General features: G+C 38.1%; 6 protein-coding genes. 5 read left to right on the plus strand and 1 reads right to left on the minus strand.

Going from position 1 to position 19,040, the window contains the following annotated elements; genetic code table 11:
* The first annotated feature begins 41 nt into the window (after positions 1-41).
* Positions 42-1,100: a nucleoid-associated protein gene (locus tag VBZ51_RS00775; RefSeq protein ID WP_058103527.1), complete on the plus strand. Its 1,059-nt coding sequence runs from the start codon at positions 42-44 to the stop codon at positions 1,098-1,100.
* An 84-nt stretch (positions 1,101-1,184) separates the two neighbouring features.
* Here VBZ51_RS00775 and VBZ51_RS00780 read toward each other — a convergent pair whose 3' ends face one another.
* Complete coding sequence (locus tag VBZ51_RS00780) at positions 1,185-2,273, minus strand: hypothetical protein (protein WP_091605853.1); 1,089 nt, start codon at positions 2,271-2,273, stop codon at positions 1,185-1,187.
* 162 nt (positions 2,274-2,435) lie between these two features.
* On the opposite strand from VBZ51_RS00780, the gene VBZ51_RS00785 reads away from it, so the two are divergent.
* The 4 genes from VBZ51_RS00785 to VBZ51_RS00800 all read left to right on the plus strand — a co-directional run bounded on the left by VBZ51_RS00785 (position 2,436) and on the right by VBZ51_RS00800 (position 19,028).
* The gene (locus VBZ51_RS00785; RefSeq protein ID WP_416575774.1) at positions 2,436-15,269 is read left to right on the plus strand and encodes a T9SS type B sorting domain-containing protein; all 12,834 of its coding nucleotides are present in this window, start codon (positions 2,436-2,438) and stop codon (positions 15,267-15,269) included.
* A gap of 140 nt (positions 15,270-15,409) precedes the next feature.
* On the plus strand, positions 15,410-16,312 hold the full coding sequence (locus VBZ51_RS00790) for an ABC transporter ATP-binding protein (protein ID WP_099189095.1): 903 nt from the start codon (positions 15,410-15,412) through the stop codon (positions 16,310-16,312).
* A 12-nt stretch (positions 16,313-16,324) separates the two neighbouring features.
* Complete coding sequence (locus VBZ51_RS00795) at positions 16,325-17,158, plus strand: ABC transporter permease (protein WP_058103531.1); 834 nt, start codon at positions 16,325-16,327, stop codon at positions 17,156-17,158.
* 100 nt (positions 17,159-17,258) lie between these two features.
* Positions 17,259-19,028, plus strand: a complete 1,770-nt coding sequence (locus VBZ51_RS00800; RefSeq protein ID WP_416575775.1) for a T9SS type B sorting domain-containing protein — start codon at positions 17,259-17,261, stop codon at positions 19,026-19,028.
* Positions 19,029-19,040 lie beyond the last annotated feature (12 nt).

The following is a 19,040-nucleotide window of genomic DNA, read 5'->3' on the forward strand; positions in this document are numbered from 1 at the left end:
TGAACCAAAGTCACGTATAACCATTTAATTTAGAACATTTTATGATCAACCTATATGCTACCCAAATAGAAAGTATCTCTATACACAGAGTTGGTAACAAAAATAAAAATGAAGGTATATTTCTTTCTGAAGAACCATTTAGACTTAATGACGAAACTACAGGTCTATTAAAAGAATACTTCTTTAAGCCTTTTAGGGAAAAGGAAGAAAATTATTATAAACTGGCCAATGAAGTTGATGTGGAATTCAACGAATTGTTCAAAATTGTCAGTGAAGTTTTTGAGGACCCTTCTAAAGCACATTTAAACTCTAAAAAGGTAGCTTCTTTATTATTTGAACAATCTAATCACCCACATATTAAAAGTGGTGAGGTATACGTAGCTTACCTATCCGGTCTATTGTTGGACAATAAAAAAGTAGATGCCATAGGTATCTTTAAAAGTGAGCTCAAGCATGATTTTATTCAGTTTGAAGAAAAAGGGAGCAATTTGGATATTGTTATTCAACAGGGTATAAACATTAACAAGCTTGACAAAGGTTGTTTAATATTCAATGTTGATAAAGAAGAAGGTTACAAAGTACTTTCAGTAGATAGCAATAAATATGACACCAAATATTGGTTAGAAAATTTCTTGGGTGTAGACCCGCTTTCAGATGATAATTTCAAGACCAAAAACTATTTAAAGTTCTGTCAGAATTTTGCAAAGGACGTGGTTTTACCAGCGGAAGATAAACAACAAGAGGTTCTTTTTATGAACCGAGCGGTTAACCATTTTGCAAAAAACGATTCTTTTGAAGAGTCTTCTTTCTTAAATGAAGTAATGGAAAACCCAGAATTGATTCCTGAGTTCAAACATTACAAAACGGAAAAAGGACCTAAGTTCAGCATTGAAGATGTATCCAATTTTGACATTGCCAATAAAGCGGTATCAGATGCTCGTAAAAAAATTAAGAACGTTATTAATCTTGACACCAACATACAGATCAAAATGGATTTCATAAATCCTGAATCTGCTGAAAAATTTGTAGAAAAAGGCTGGGACGAGGAAAGACAAATGTACTATTACTTAGTGTATTTCAACAAAGAACAGAAAAGCTAGCCTTGTCTAACTTTAGTATTAAAAAAGCCATTTTTCATCACACGAAAAATGGCTTTTTTAATACTATGACTATCATAATATATACTAGCTGTTTATTTTAATATTATGCTCAATAATCTGCTTTACACTGACATCTTCATAATTTCTACGAACAAAGTTCAAAGCTAGGTCTAGCACCTCTCCCATGGTCTTACAATTCTGAAAATCCATATCCATGGTCAATACCTCAATTTGTTCCCTTAACATGGCAATATTATCTGGTGTAGATATTTCATCGGTCTTACAAATAGCACGTAACTTCTTTATTCTATTACCAGAACTTAAAATACGCTTAGCTACCATAGAACGTTCTTCCAGTTTATATTGATCAACAGAATCATGGGTAAGCTTACTTCTAACCAATTCTACCATTTGATAGTTCTCCTTAAAGAACTGAGGTCTATACACCTTTAATTTCCCTTCAAAACACTGTTGATCAAAATCAATAGCACGTATTTTATATACTACATGGTCAAAATCATGTGTAGGTACAATGACATAATTATATGATCGCATATCTCCCAAAAGCCTAATCATACATCGCTCATTGAACTTAACAAATTCCTTCGCCAATTGCGCCTTTTCTCGTGGGGTACACTTAGGTAAATTATTCTTGATAAATTCATCTCCGGGAATACCGGCAATATGTTCTTCAATCAAGGTATCCTTATAAACCAAAAAATTAAGGTTGTAGGGAGAAAGCATATGCTCCAATTCCAACCCATAAATACGAGATGCATCGGTCTTTTTTATATAGAAATAAGTAAAGTTATCGTTTAGAACATTTCGAATTTTTATCCGAAATGGTTTTGAATTCCCAAACGTGCAAAAATCCACCGCGTCAACATTTAAATATTGATGAATATTATCACTACCATCAGATAATAAAATGGAATATACTTTCTTTAAACTATCATCTATTTCCTTTCTATCGAATTCAGAATAATATGCGCGTACCCAAAGCGTATCTTCATCATTTTTATCATAGACAACGACCGACCCTGAAAACCTTAGTAAATCGTCATAAAATATAGGAATTTCAATTTTTCTACTGTAATGTTCCAGGTAGCCATCTAAAGCTTCGCTTACGGGGTAAGCCGGCTTTTTTTTCGACATTAATTTTTCTTCTGACATAGCACGAATTTACTAACAAAATACACAATTCATTCCAATAAATTTTTTCATGCATATAGAATTTGGCCATACATTGACATAATACGCGGTTATACAACAATTTTTTAGAAAGCAGGTAAAAGGTATCGTTATTTGTTTTAAGTACTACTTGAAACCAAACTGATGATTACTTCGATTAAACACCTTACCAAATCCTATTTATTTTTTCTGCTTGCTTTCAGTTCTTTTTTGGGAACTGCCCAGTTGAGCGACTTGCATTATTTACCACCAATGAAGCAAGGTCAAAATAATGCAGGTATTCAAAACCAGGCAATTTATTTATCTACTCCAGAAACTACGCCTTTCAACGTATACGTGTACAGAGGTACATCTAATACCATTGAAAGGACTATTACCATAGACAATCTAAACCCTGGTGTTTGGACTTTGGGTAATGGAGACAATAACATCACCCTTGTAGACAACAACAATACCGGAGTAGTATTGACCAATAGCGGGTTGCGCTTTGTATCAGCCGGTGGAGAAAAGTTTTATGTGAACTATAGAGGTAAATCTGGTTCACAGGCAGCATCGTTAACCGCCAAAGGTAGACAAGCAATGGGAACCAACTTTAAATGGGGCGGTGTTCCAAACAAAGGTACCCATTCATCAAAATCGAATACATTGGGCATTATGGCCACGGAAGATAATACAACCGTTGTATTATCCGGTTATGATCCTGGTTGTGAATTTAGGGTAGGCGGCAACAGAGCTGGTATAACTGCCAACTCGCATACTATAACATTGAACGCCAATGAATCTTTCGTGTATGAAACATATATTGGCAATACACATACACAGGCACATGAAGACGGTTGGATAGGTGCCTCTATCGTATCTACCAAAGATATTGTAATAAGTAATGGTTCTATAAACTTTGGAAGTCAAGACGGACAAAGCCATAGAGATGCCGGCATTGATCAACCTGTACCGATCAATAAACTTGGTAAGGAATATGTATTTATACGAGGAAACGGTAACACCAACGGTCTTACGGAGTTTCCTTTAGTTATTGCCACTGCAGACAACACTCATGTATACGTGAATGGAAGCACAACACCTTTAGCAACTATTGATAATGGCGAGTACTTTAAAATTCCTAGCAGTTATTACTCTTCTAATTCAGTAGGTGCTAACATGTTCGTTCAAACCTCAAAAGACGTCTATGCCTACCAATCTATGGCGGGATCTAGTAATTTGTATACCCAAGGTTTAAATTTCGTTGCTCCGGTCAACTGTCTTTTACCAGATGTAATGGACAACATTCCAGATATTAGGAACATAGCAGGTACTACGGTTACAGGCGGGTTAACTATTATTGCTTCGGTTAATACAGCGGATTCTAATGTTAAGGTGTTTGAAGACGGCGTTGAAATTTCAAAACCTGCCTCTGATCCTGTTGCCGGTTCTGATGATTGGAAAACTTTTTACATCCCTAACTTAGATGGTGATATCAGTGTAACCTCAACCGGACCAATGGCTATTGGCTTTTTTGGTTATAATGGCGCTCAAGGAGTTGCAGGATACTTTTCAGGATTTGATACCGTACCAGAAGTTGTATTAAGAATTAATGGCGGTGTTGAAGGCGAGTGTTTTTCCGGTTCAAGTATATTTGAGGCGTCAGATGACAATTTTGATGCATATCAGTGGTATTTTGATGGTGAGATCATACCTGGAGCTAATTCTTTTGAATATGCCGCTACTATTGCAGGTGATTACTACGTTAGAGGTACCAAAGGTCCTTGTACCTATGATTCACAAACCATTAAAATTTTCTATTGTGAACCAGACGTACTTATAGAAAAAACAGTGGACAAACCTGAAATAGTTGAAGGGGAAACCGCAACTTTTACCATTAGGGCAGAGAATTTATACTTTAATGATATTACCAACTTACAGGTTACGGATAATATTCCCGCTGGTCTTTCATTAGTACAAGCGACAACAATAACAGGTACGTTTAATGGCAGTGTGTGGAATATTGGAACGTTGGCTCCCGGTGAAGTAGCATTTTTAACTTTAGAGGTAATTGCAGACGAAATTGACATTTTACCTTTACTGAACCTCGTCAATACAGCAACCAATACTCAAGACCAAACAGACGCCAATCTTACAAGAGATGAGCCTTCTGCACGAATTATAGTACATAATGATTTTGATAATGACGGGGTTGTAGATAGTGTTGATTTAGATGATGACAATGATGGAATTTATGATGCTGTTGAACAAATGTGTATTATATCCAGTGAAGTTAATTTCAGTTCACCCTCCAGCACTGTTCAAGGTGGTACTGCGGTAACAGAAATTTTCTCTAACTACTCCGGTTTTTGGCGAAGTTCTACAACATCAAGAAATCCGGTTTTACCAAACTTATCACATGAATTATTGGCATTCACGTCTGGCGGAACTACTTTCTCCACAGGGGTTGCAGACGATAATCTTTTTGATACTGACGGTAATGGTTTATTAGATGGAATAGACTCCAACAATGATGGATTTTCAGATATTTCAGCTACAGAATCTAGCTGGATGGCCTTAACCCCTTCAAATAATATTTATGGCGAAGGAACATTTGAAGCGAATTTAAATGACGGAAACAACGATAATGCCTTAGGGTTGACCATTATTAACGACCCTACCACAGACCCATTAAATCCTTTATTGACCCACGGACAAAATGGATTAGATCTTGGTTCTGGTATTGTCAATATTGGTGACACATGGACGTATGAAATAGATCCTATAGTAGCTACCAATGTTGGTGATGGTATACCAGATATATTACTGACCCAAGTGGCAGACCCAAATGGTGTTGGTCACGTAGTTAGTCTTTATGATGCTACAGGTGCACCTCTAGGAAATGCAGTACGTGTTCAAGCCTATAGCGGCGGCGCACTTGCAAATATAGTTGGTTCTTACAGATTGGATATTTACAACGCTAATGGTAGCATTTTTTTCAATAATACTACTAGAGATTACCGCTTGGCAACTGTAGAGTTATCAGAATTTGGCATACCTACCGCCAATTTAGCTGACGTTGCTTATCTAAGATTACAACTTAGTTCAAATGCAGATGTTGCCTTTTTATCCTATAATACAGCGTCCTTTTCCGGATTTTGTGCAAATCTAGATACCGATTTGGATGGTTTTCCAGATCACTTAGACTTAGATAGTGATGGCGATGGTTGTAGCGATGCTAACGAATATTACAAAGATGATGCTGCCGACGGTGGTGATGGTGGTGAATATGGCACAGGAGTTCCTGCAGTGGACCCAACGGATGGTACGGTAAATGCGGCAACTTACACTCAAGTATTTGCACCGGTAATTGTTTTAGGTAATACCTCAGAATTATTAGGTGGTACTGACATCAACGGTGAAAATGTAGACTTAGGAGACACATTCAATTATGTCATACGTTTTCAGAATACCGGTGATGATGATGCTACCAATTTTACGATTAAAAATGTTTTACCGGATAACGTTAGCTTAGATGATATTAACATTGATGATGCCCCGGGAGTAACCAACAGTTACGACGAAAGCACCAGAACAATAACCTTTACCATACCGGACGGTCTGGTTCAAATTGACGACCCTGAGTACAAAATAAAGATAACGGTATCTGTAGCTGGGGACTGTTCTGAGTTTGTTGCGGCCTGTGCCTCACAACTAGAAAACCATGCCTATGCCAATTACACGGGTACATTGAACACCAATACATTTTCTGATGAAGATGGTAGTAATCCGGCAGGTGCTTGTACCACTACTTTAGAAGTTGCAGCCAACAATGTTTCAGATGCCTTGGCAAATTGTAACGTAGCCCGTACCGTTCAACTTTGTGGTGCAAGCGGCACGCTTTCCGCAGGTCTAGGTTTTGATACGTATACTTGGGCAATCGACAATAACAATAATGGTGTTATAGATTCTGGAGATACTATTTTAGATGATGGTACATCTAACACTCTAACCGTAACTACTATAGGTAACTATATTGTTGAAAAAACAGCAACATCAGGGTGTGCAAACCATACAGAATTAATTACGGTTGAGCGTTATGGAGAAACACAGACCAACCCAATCATCAGCTATTTAAATCAAGTAAATAGTGACAGTAATCCAGATAATGACATTCAAGGTGAGACGGTAACTTGTTCTAATGACAACAGTTCTATGCCACATATCTTTCTATGTGGTGATTTGGATAGTGCATTTATACAATTGGGCATTACCGATGCTTTGAGCATTACCTGGGAAAAACTTGACGAAACAAGTTGTGACAACGCAACTTGTGGCGATGTAAGCGACAACTGTGCCAATACAGATGGAAATTGGACATGGGAAGAGGAATCCGATGAAAATAATTTTACCGTTACCGAAAGTGGTAAATATAGAGTAGTTATTGGTTATGAAGGCGGTTGTTTCAGTAGGTTCTATTTTAATGCATATCAAAATACATTGGATATTCCTGAACCAGATTCATCTGATATCATTTGCGACACCAATGGTTCCATTAGAGTTATAGATTTAGGCTCAGGTTACGGATATCAATTATACGATGTAGAGAACAACACGGTATCAGTACCATTCAGCGCAGGTCAAGGTCCTAACTTTGAAATTGCGACAAGCGGAACATACAAAGTACAGATTACACAACTAAATCCTTCAACAGGTGACCCAATAGCCAACAGTTGTATCTTTGAAACGGAAGAAATTGGTATTTCCGAAAGAATTTTCGAAGTAACCGCTAGTTCCACCCCGTTTGATTGTACCGATGCTGGAACCATAGCGATACAAGCCTTAAACGTATCACCGGAATATAGCTATGAACTATATTTTGACAATGGCAGTGGTGGCCCAGGCGCACTGGTAGCCAATAATTTAGTTTCTACGGATAATACACATACGTTTACGGGGCTTGCAGCAGATGATTATGTTATTGTAACCACTACTGTAGACGGTTGTACCAACGAACAAACAATTGAGGTAGTCGAAATTCCAGAATTAAGATTAACCGCAACAAATCAAGATAATATCACGTGTTCTGCCGGAGTAATTAATTTAACGGCAACTGGTGGAACAACAGGTTATGAATATGCCATCTATAGTAAAGATGGTGTAGCTCCGTATGCTGATGAAACTACTATTCCAGATTCGGAGTTCACCTCTAACCCAACATTCCTATTCGGTTATGGAGGTTCGCCTTCTACCTATATTCCAAATGAAGATGGTGATTATGTTTTTGTAATTAGGGATGATAACGGATGTTATGGATTTTCCAATATCGTATCAATGGAAGATTTAGGTACCATAAGCATTTCGGCATCGAACACAGATATTACCTGTGCAGATTCAGCTACATCTATTTTGACGATTACTGCAACTGGTGGCAATGCTCCTTATCAATACAGCTTAGATGGCGGAGTAACTTATCAGACAGAAAACTTCTTTAATAATATAGCCGCAGGAGTGTATACCATTACCGTAATGGATACTAACAGTAACCCAGGTAATGCTTGTACGGAAACCTTAAAATATGAAGTAACCCAACCGTTCATTCTTACAGCATCACCTTCTATAATAGAAGATGCTTCTTGTGATACCTCTGGGGCCGCAACACCAACCGCCTTAGTAAAAATTTTAAATGCAAGTGGTGGTCAAGCACCATACACCTACAGTTTTGATGGTGGTAGCACATTCTCCAGCGTTGATGAGCAACGTTTGGCTCCCGGTAACTATCAATTAGCCATCAAAGATGCCCTAGGTTGTGAAACACCTTTAGAGATTACGGTACCAAGCTCTGCTATAGCTCCTACGTTCACCAATGCTATTACTTATGAGTGTGATGGAGACGGCATAGTGACGATCACGCCTTCTAACACGACCGACTTTACCTATACCTATAAATTAAACGGTACTGATAATGCCCCAATAGATAACAATATTTTTAACAATGTGGCTTCTGGTACCCAAACGATAACTGTTGGGTATACCAGTACTGTTGCTCCGGAGCAAAGTACCTTATTTTTAGAGAATTTTGGTGCTGGGGTTACTACACAAATTGCAGAAATAGGACCAGGATATTGCTACGAACCACAAGATGGAACTGAAACGGATTGTAACTTAGGTCCTGCAGGAATACTTGTAAATGCGGAATATGCAATAACGAACAGAATTACCAACCCTAACACATCTTGGAGAAGTCCTAATGACCATACGGGCATAACAGATGGCAGGTTTATGGCAATTGGCGTTAGTACGTCTGCAGGAAACAACAATGTATTATGGTCTAGAACCGGATTGGAAGCTCTTGCCGATCAAGATATCACCATATCATTCTACGCTTACAATATTTTGGTGGACAATGCCTCTGGCAACGACCCAGAAGTATTGGTAGAATTGGTAGACGGTTCTGGAAATGTTATCAGCAGTCAAGCTACCGCTGCTATTCCCCAAAATAATAATGCCGATGATTGGCACTTAAGAACCGTTACATTCAATCCAGGTGCAAATACTGCAGTAGGAGTGGTTCTACGTACCAACCTTGATAGTGATAACGGTAATTTCTTGGTGCTAGATGATATCCAGGCATCTCAAACTCCGGAAATATGTGAAAAAACTGAAGACATTACAGTAATCGTAGAATCTGGCAAAACTTTTGAAGTTGCCATTTTAGGTAGCACCGATCCTACATGTAACGGTAGTGATAATGGTAGCATACGTTTTGAAGTATCTAACTTTGACCCAACTTTTGGTTACCGGTATTCTGTTGATAATGGTGTAACTTGGACAACGGAAACTACATCACCTATTACAACCCCTGCAACATTAGCAGATGGTACGTACACTGTAATGGTTGAAAAAGTAGATGACAATTCATGTACCGCAACCTCAGCAACATCTGCTACGTTGACTTCGCCAAACGTTTTAACGGCAGATCTTCAACAAACTGCTGAATTTACTTGCTTTAATACTGGGGCAACTTTACAAGCATCTGCAAATGAAGGCACACCAGGTTATGAATATCAGTTGGAATTAACAGATAATACCGTAATAAGGACCTACGCTACCTCAACACAGTTCTTGAACGTTCCGGCAGGTACCTACCATGTAAGAGTAAGGGATGATAATAATTGTGAAGCAGTTTCAACGGCAACCGTAACCGTAACTCAACCAGAGACTATTGCTTTTGGTTTAACGGCAACACAATGTTATGACGGTCAAAACAATGGTACTGTTACAGCCACGGTAACCGATGGTAACGGTAATTATTCATTTAGAATTAACGGCGGAGCATGGCAAACACCTTCTCCAATAACCGACGTTACCTATACATTCAGCAACTTATCCGAAGGTACTTATGATGTAGAGGTAAATGATGAATATGGCTGTGTTTCAGCCATACAATCCATTACCATTGCACCTACAATTTCCCTTAGTGTAGTACCGGTAAATGCAAGTGTATGTGCCAACGGAAGCTTGACGGCAACGGCAACGGGCGGAGATAGCAATTTCATGTATGCTTTTGTTCCATCTGGAACTACGGTTACGGATGCTGATTTTTCAGCAAGTAATTCTACAACAATTGCCTTGGCGGATATTGGAGACTATGATATCTATGTAAGGGATAAAGCAAATGGTACGGATGCTTGCGAAACTATGGTAACCGAAACCATATCGGCAAATCCGGTATTGGACATCGCTGCTGTAGCAACTGACCCAGAATGTCATGACGGCACAGGTAATATTGAAGTTACTATTAACGACGGATTATCTCCTTTCGATTACCGATTAGTGGATAATAGCAACGGCACACCAGACCAAGTACAAACCAATGTTGTTGGTTCTACTAAAACCTATTATAATCTTGCACCAGGTGATTACGATGTAATAATTACCGATGAAGCCGGATGTTCTGAAACGGAATCTGTAACAATCACAGCACCAGCTGAACTTACAGCAGATATTGTATTAGCCTATGCAAGTGATTGTAGCGGAGCGGATACTGATTTTGGTTTCGATTTCACCAACGTTACTACTGGTTTGCCAGGTACAATAGAATATAGTCAAGACGGCGGTAGCACATGGCAAACAGGCACTAGTTTTAGAACTGGGTTGTCTTCTGGTGATGAAGTGTTCCCGTCCATTAGATCAATTGACGGTAGTGGCAATCTAATTTGTCAAACAGATTTACCAAGAGAAATCATTCCTTACCCATTAGATGATTTAGATATTACGACTACATCCGTAGTTGAAAATTGTGATGAATTAAAAGTAAAAGTACAAGGTGGCGAAGGAGTTCCAGGATACGAATATACTTTTTCAAGTGACCCTGCAAATTTTGATGAAAGTACCGCCACGTGGTACCCAGGTGGCACTACTGCCTTAGACGGTAGTACAGTACCTGCAGGACATGGTATGTACGAGTTTACAAATTTGATACCTGGTAGAACCTATGTTTTCTATGTTAGAGATAACAATACACCAGTAACATGTATTAGACAAAGTACAGTAAATGTTAACGAAATTGTCGGAGGTCTACCAATGACCATTACTCCAGAAATTAATCCTTCTTGTAATTTATCTAACAATGGAGAAATAACATATACTATAGTTGATGAAGACGGTTTTACCGAACCAAGTATGCAATGGACATTATTTGATACTGACAATAATGTAATTGATCAAAGTGCAGGTATAGTAACCTATAGCAATACCATTACAATTACTGGTCTTTCACCAAACGAATATTATATAGAAGTAACCCAAATAGATGGTAGTGGTGTCCAACAATGTATCAGTGCCAGTGAAAATGCTATTCTAGATGAATTGGATATTATTACCGGAAACCCACAATCTATTCAAGATATTTCGTGTGAAAACCCCGGGTTGATCTTAATAGACAATGTGCAAGGTGGCGGCGGCACTTATTCATACACCATTACAGGACCTTCACCTTTTAGCACTATTACGGCTACAGGTGATAACCCTATTGAGATTGCAGCTGGATCACCAGCAGGCATTTATACCGTTACGGTAGAAGATCAATATGGTTGCTCTTACCCACTTAATGATGTTACCATGAGCTTTACGGCTGCACCTACTATTGACAGTATAGATATTTCAAATTGTAGTACAAACGCATCTGTAAATATCACTGCGTCAGGTTCTGGTACAATTCTATACTCCATTGATGGTGGTACTACTTATCAAAATAATGGAGGTATCTATAACACGGTACCAGCAGGTAGTTATAGTGTATTCATTAAAGATGAATCTGGTTGTACCGAAGACACAAATATTGTGGTACACCCTACCCTACAAGCCTCTGCAAGCTTAGATAAGCAATTAGGTTGTGGTGCAGGTTATGAAGCTGAAATAGCTATAGAAGGTATTTCTGGCTCAGGTAATTATGAGTTCGAAATTTTAGATAGTGCATCTTCAAATGTGGAAGCAAGACAAACTCTTACGGGCGGTGCCATGAACGTACCGGTAAGCGTTCCAGACAATACTATAGATACCATTTATACGGTAAATGTATATGATATAGGTACTGCATCACCAAATTGCTTCAGAACTTTTGATGTCACCATTCCTGCGACCGTTCGCCCGGATTTTACACCAACTCCAATTGAAGTTAGTTGTGCCGGGGCTGAAGATGGAAAAATTGAAATGGTTCAAGTTAACAATGGAAATAATCCGCTTTCATATACCCTAACCCCTATGCCCGCTGGTGCATCATGGGATGCCGGCACACAATCTTTTATAAATTTACCAGGTGGTTCTTATGACGTAACCGCTACGGGACAAAATAACTGTACCACAGTAAAGACTGTTGTGGTAGACGAAAATACAGCAATAACATTCACCGCACCGGTACCTAATCAATTTGGATGTGCTACAGGAAATGATTCGGACAATGCAACTATCAGCATCAATGCAAGTTCTATTGGTGGCGGTAGTGGAACCTACAACCGCTTTGAGTTTATAGATGACGCAACTTCTACCGTATTACAAAACAGTAGTAGTTTAACCTATACCCATACAGACGCGGCAGGTGGTGATATCATTGTTCGTGTTTATGACGATGAAGGTTGTTCTGCCGAACATATTGTAACTATTGACCCGTATGACACTTTCATAGATGCAACCATCATAGTGGATAGAGATTTAGACTGTGTAAACAGTGGAGAAAACATTACTATAAATGTAAATAGCACCGTAACAAATACAACTGCAAACCTAGGTAATTACGAATTTAGAATTTTACCATCTGCAACCTATCAAACAGGTGACAATACCTTTGTAAATCTTGCAATTGGCACGTACACCATAGGAATAAGGAATGTGACCACTGGTTGTGAAATTACTAGAACCCATATCGTTGAAAACCCAAATACGTTCGATATTGAAGTAAATAAACTTTCAGATGTGGTATGTTTTGGAACAGACGGGGCCATAGAAGTAACATTTACAGATGCCACGTATACCGGAGATTTCAATTGGGAAGTTTTACATGCCGACGGCACATCTACCACAAGAACGGATGATACTGGAATTTTCAATGGAACAGGAACTACAGCTGCCATACCGGTTGCTGCCGGAAGTTATATATTGAGAGCATCACAAGTGGGTACTCCAGAATGTGTACAAGAAAGGTCGTTTACGATTACCTCTCCTAGCGCACCTATAACGTTAGCTACTATTGCCACTACAGATGTGGGCTGTAGCAATGATATGGGAAGTGCCAACATTACACCTAATGGTGGTAAAGGGCCGTTCAATATTATATTAACACATGTTAGCACAAGTACTAATTATACTGCCAACCAAGTAAATAGCAATTTATTTACTGGATTAAGCGACGGTCAATATACTGTAGAAGTAACCGATAGTTTAGGTTGTACAGAAACTTTCACCAATGCATTTACATTAACTCCCCCAGAACCAATTATAGCTAATATTCAATCTGTTCAAGGTTTAGAGTGCGAAGGTGATGCAGATGGGGAAATAACAGCCGGGTTTACACCTAGGTCGGTTTCCACTAACTATAGGTATGTTCTTAACACCTATGATGGCGACGGACCGGGAGCAACCCTATTGCAAACAACAAGCACCCAGACTACTGCTACTTTCAGCAATTTAAGATCAGGGTATTACAGTATTACCGTTCTAGACGATTTAAATTGTTATGACGAAACTGCAATTGTTCAGATCGTAGAGCCTATTGAGGTTAAGGGTCAACTAGTAACTGCACAAAGAGCAACATGTTTAAACGATGCCGAATTGTTACTGACAGCTTCTGGTGGTACAGGTCCATATATGTGGAATGAAGATGGCTCATCTACATTCAATGCAATGAACGAAACCAATGGACCCAACACCCATTTATTTACAGGTGTTCAACCAGGCACTTATGTTTATTACATTCAAGATAATCTTGGTTGTGTATCCGTATTAAGCAATAGTATTACGATCAACCCGATTACACCTTTAACGGTCAACCTTGAAAACGATAACCCAACAATTAGTTGTTATGGTGATAATACCGGAGTAATCGATGCAGAGGCACAAGGCGGCTTGGGTAATTACCAATATGCTTTATTTTCGGACGCCGGTCTAACTGTAGAAGTACGCGCTAATCAATCCACCGGTTTGTTCACAAACTTGATGGCCGGTACCTACTACGTTAGAGTACAGAGCGATGATTGTGAAGTGTCTTCGGCAATGATCAATATTACAGAACCAGATGAACTTTTAATTGACACCAACAATACCAATATTGTAAATGTTACTTGTAACGGAGCTAATGATGGTAGTATAACTGTAAATATGCTTGGTGGGTCAGGCTCTTATCAATATGCTATTTCGCCTAACTTAGATCGCTTTAGTGATGATAATACGTTCGATGAATTGGCACCTGGTGATTATACCATTATTGCTCAAGACTCTAATGGTTGTTTTGAGTTGATTGAGGCAACTATCACCGAACCGGAAATTCTTGAAGTGACCATTACCAGTACACCCGAGATTTGCGTGGGCGAAGAAGATGGTACAATTGATTTGACTATTATTGGCGGTACTGCACCTTACAGTACACGTTTGGAAAGCGAAACAGATTTTGTACAGGATAGATTGAGCTTTACAGACTTGGCAGCGGGTGATTATATCATCTTTATTGAAGACGCGCAAGGCTGCGATGAAACGATTATAGTTACTATTGATCCGGGGGTTGACTTAAGCGCAACGGTTGAACCGGTATATGGTTGTAACGGTAACTTCCCAAGTAATTATGTAAATATTGTACTTAACGACCCAAGTATAGAAAATGATGTACTGTTTGGATTAGACACCGTTGATCCTTTGGAGATGCAACTGAAACCAATGTTCAGAGAGTTGACACCAGGTAGTCACTATATCAGTATTTCCCATGCTAACGGCTGTTTAACTACTTATGAAGTGGAAATAGAAGCTTTTGAACCTCTAGAGATTAGTGTTGAAGAAAGTAATATTAACCAAATAACCGCAACTGTTACCGGAGGTAGAGAAAACTATACGTTCTATTTAGGCGATAGGGATATGGGTTCTGAAAATGTATTTTACATTACCGAAACCAATACATACGATGTAACCGTGGTAGATGAAAACGGATGCGAATCTACTGCAAGTATATTTATAGAATTCATTGATATTGAAATCCCAAATTTCTTTACACCAAATGGTGATGGAGAAAACGATATTTGGATGCCATTGAACATAGAGATATACCCTGAAATCTTTGTTTCGATCTATGATAGATACGGTAGAACCGTTTATACCTTTAAGGACAATGAAGATGGCTGGGATGGTTTTTATCAAAACACAGAATTACCAACCGGAGACTATTGGTACATCATTAAATTAAATGGTGAAGCTGACACAAGGGAAATGGTAGGTAATTTCACCCTTTACAGATAAAAATAAAGACAGTTGTTAAGCAACTGTCTTTATTTACTTTCATATAAAACCAATTTTATACACCAAGAATTTAGTATGAATTTGTAACAAACTGTCAAGTAAGTCGTCAAGTAAGCATAATCAATCAAAAAACACTTGACGTGAGTACTATTCTATCAGTCAATCATCTTACTAAAAAATTTGGGTATCTAACTGCGGTTAAAGATCTTTCGTTCACAATTGAAAAAGGAAATGTCTACGGTATTCTAGGTCCCAACGGCAGCGGAAAATCCACTACATTGGGCATCGTTTTAAATGTCGTCAATAAATCAAGTGGAGATTTTGCTTGGTTTGGTGGGGGCACTTCTACACATGAAGCCTTGAAAAAAGTTGGAGCTATTATTGAGCGTCCAAATTTCTACCCGTACATGACCGCTTTACAAAACTTGAAATTGGTTTGTAAAATTAAAGAAGTACCTGAAGATAAAATTGAAGAAAAGCTTGAACTTGTTGGTTTACTGGATAGAAAAAACAGCAAGTTCAAAACATATTCCTTGGGGATGAAGCAACGTTTAGCCATTGCCTCTGCCCTACTGAACGATCCTGAAATCTTAATCCTAGATGAACCTACCAATGGACTAGATCCACAAGGAATTCATCAAATCAGGGAGATTATTAAGACTATCGCAGCAAAGGGCACAACTATACTATTGGCATCGCATTTATTGGACGAAGTTGAAAAAGTTTGCTCTCATGTAGTTATTTTAAGAAAAGGAGAAAAATTGTATTCTGGCAGAGTAGACAGTTTACAAGCAAGTTTTGGCTTTTTTGAACTTAAATCTTCAGATACGGATAAGCTTTTTGCCTACTTAAACAACAATGAACATTTTGGTAACATAAAAGAAGAAAATGGTCTGGTCACAGCTTTTTTAACTTCTGAGTTAGATGCCCAAACTTTAAACAAACTTCTTTTTGACAATGGCATAATTGCTTCACACCTAGTGAAAAGAAAAGAAAGTCTAGAAGAGCAATTCTTGGCACTAACCAAAAATGTTAACGCTTAATACCCCTTGCAAATGATACGATTACTTCAAATAGAATTTATAAAATTGTGGAATAACAGGGCTAGCAAAGTGCTAATTATTTCTTACTTCGCTTTATTAACATCAATCGCTTTGGTAGCGGCAATTAAATTTGATATAGGTCCCATAAAATTTCATTTGGCAGACCAAGGGATATTCAACTTTCCCTATATATGGCATTTCAACACATTTATAACCGCGTTCTTTAAATTGTTCTTGGCCATAGTGATCGTTTCAATGATGTCTAATGAATACAGCAATAAAACGATAAAACAGAACCTAATAGACGGACTCTCAAAAAGAGAGTTTATACTTTCTAAATTTTTGACCGTAATTACATTTTCTTTAGTATCCACAATATTCGTGTTTATAGTTTCGCTCATTTTGGGATTGTTTTATTCCGATTTTAATGAATTATCTATCATTTTTACCGATTTAGAGTTTCTATTGGCATTTTTTGTTAAACTAACGGGTTTCTTTTCCTTCTGTCTTTTTTTAGGAGTATTGGTTAAACGATCCGCATTTGCTTTAGGTTTTTTGATCCTTTGGCAAGTTTTTGAAGGTATATTTAGAGGCATCTTACGTTGGAAGTTTTTTGACGGGGAAACTACAGATTCCATTATGAATTTGTTTCCGCTACAATCCATGTTCAATCTCATTAAAGAACCTTTTTCCAGGTTAGGCGCAGTACAATCGGTAGCTAATCAAATGGGAGAAAAATTAGCTTTGAACTATCACGTTCATTGGTACGAAGTCATCATAGTATTATTTTGGACAGCTATTTTCATTTACGGCTCATACAAAATATTAAAAAGGCGCGACCTCTAATTTAATTCATCTACCAGATGCAACACATGGTCCTATTTAACAAGGATAACCAACCATAAATTTTCATAATATAGTATATTGTATTGTTTACAAAAATGCTATGAAAGAAATATGGGACATACGATTACCCCAGCTATTGGCTTTGCCCATACTTTTTGTAGCTTTATTTTTCACCAGTTTAAAATCAATTGCACAAGAATGTCCCTCATTGTTAAACCCTACTGATGGAGCGATCTCAGTTCCTGTTAATTCGCCTATAACTTGGGAATCTGTAACCGGTGTACCTGGATATATTATTTCACTTGGAACAACCGCTGGTGGTAATGACATTGTAAACGAAAGAAATGTAGGAACATCTACCAGCTTTAGTCCACCCACCGGGCTACCGGAGAATACCGAAATATTCGTAACCATCACATTATTCTTTTTTAACCAACCAAATATTGTTTGTGATATCCAAAGTTTTACCACGGCAGCTTTAACCGAAGTACCAGATTGTGTACCATCTACATTGCCTTCAAACAATGCCAACAATATAAATACAAGCACCAATATTTCATGGAGCGCAGCCTCAGGTGCTTCCGGTTATATTTTATCTATTGGAACTACCTTGAACGGTAGTGAGATTCTCAACAATTTAGATATTGGCAACAATCTTTCTTATAATCCGCCCACAGACTTACCTTCAGAAGCCAATATTTTTGTAAACATAATACCTTACAATAGCATAGGAATGGCAACGGGTTGCAATACGATAATTTTTACGACAGCTGAGGCAGCTATATTACCCCAATGCACAAGTATGATCACTCCCTTTGATGGGGAAACCAATGTACCTTTAGACAAATTTCTGGAATGGAACCCAGTACCAAATGCAACGGGTTACAGAGTATCTATAGGCACATCACCCTTTGAGACCAATATTTTGGAGAATGCCATACTATTTAAAAATTCGACCGTAATTATTGACCTAGAGCATAATCGCACATTTTTTATTTCTATTATTCCCTTTAATGATGCAGGTGAAGCCATTGGGTGTAGTCAAGAAACGTTCTCCACTATATTGGGTTGCGGTCCCTATTTTGATCCAACAAGCGGAGATTTAATCGTTTTAAACCCCCAGTTAACATTTCCAGATACAATTTCTATTTGTGATGGAAATGAATTAAACAGAATTACCGCAACTGATGAAGCGGATGGTTATAGATGGTACCAATTGGATGAAAGAGGAAACGAATCTCTATTATCCTCAAGCTCAGAAGTATTCATTGATACCGAAGGAAAGTATATTTATGAAGCTTATGTAGTATTAGAAGATTCCGGCAGTACGTTTGAATGTTCCTCTTTTAAAATGTTTGAAGTCACCATATCAGAAGCTCCAAAAATAGAAGACGTATCTGTTGACATAGGCGCCAACTCACTAAACTACATCATCAATACCACTACACTAGGTAATTATGAATTTGCCTTGGACAATGAAAACGGACCCTATCAAGATAGCAATAGATTCAACAACATATCACTTCAAAATCACACTGTCTATGTGCGTGATAAAGAAGGTTGTGGAACAGCGCAATGGCAGGTAGAGCAAGATTTAACCGTTAATGGTTTTCCAAAATTCTTTACTCCTAATGGAGATGGTGTTAACGATTTTTGGAGATTTATACCCCCCATAGAAACAGGAGAAAGCAATATTTCGGTGATTTATATTTATGATAGATTCGGTTCACTTTTGGCACAATTATCACCGGACACAAAGGGTTGGAATGGTATTTTCAACGGTAGACCACTGCCTGAATCTGATTATTGGTTTAAAGCGGTAACGATTTCAAATAAGGAGGTTAAGGGTCATTTTAGTTTGAAACGATAAAATATTGCAATA

Source organism: Maribacter sp. HS (assembly GCF_048059195.1).
GTDB classification, from domain to species: Bacteria; Bacteroidota; Bacteroidia; order Flavobacteriales; family Flavobacteriaceae; genus Maribacter; species Maribacter dokdonensis.